The 274-nt window shown below is 53.6% G+C and carries 3 tRNA genes; all 3 read left to right on the top strand.

The window, feature by feature from the left end:
* Window positions 1-3: 3 nt before the first annotated feature.
* The 3 genes from M467_RS16725 (at window position 4) to M467_RS16715 (ending at window position 273) form a co-directional block, all read left to right on the top strand.
* Window positions 4-78 (top strand) — tRNA-Asn (locus tag M467_RS16725).
* A 13-nt stretch (window positions 79-91) separates the two neighbouring features.
* A tRNA-Ser gene (locus M467_RS16720) sits at window positions 92-182 on the top strand.
* Window positions 183-201: 19 nt separating this feature from the next.
* Window positions 202-273: transfer RNA gene (locus M467_RS16715), tRNA-Glu, on the top strand.
* The last annotated feature ends 1 nt before the right edge of the window (window position 274 follow it).

Raw genomic sequence — 274 nt, 5'->3', positions numbered from 1 at the left:
CGTTCCGCAATAGCTCAGTGGTAGAGCAACCGGCTGTTAACCGGTAGGTCGTAGGTTCAAATCCTACTTGCGGAGCCACTTTTCTCTTTTTGGAGAGCTGTCCGAGTGGCCGAAGGAGCACGATTGGAATTCGTGTAGGCGGCAAAACCGTCTCAAGGGTTCGAATCCCTTGCTCTCCGCCAGTTTTTCAATCAATAGTATGGCCCGTTGGTCAAGCGGTTAAGACACCGCCCTTTCACGGCGGTAACACGGGTTCGAATCCCGTACGGGTCAC

It is taken from the genome of Exiguobacterium chiriqhucha RW-2 (assembly GCF_000416965.1).
Lineage (GTDB): Bacteria > Bacillota > Bacilli > Exiguobacteriales > Exiguobacteriaceae > Exiguobacterium > Exiguobacterium chiriqhucha.
Note: the sequence above shows the minus strand (reverse complement) of the source record. Positions and strands in the feature narration are given on the sequence as shown.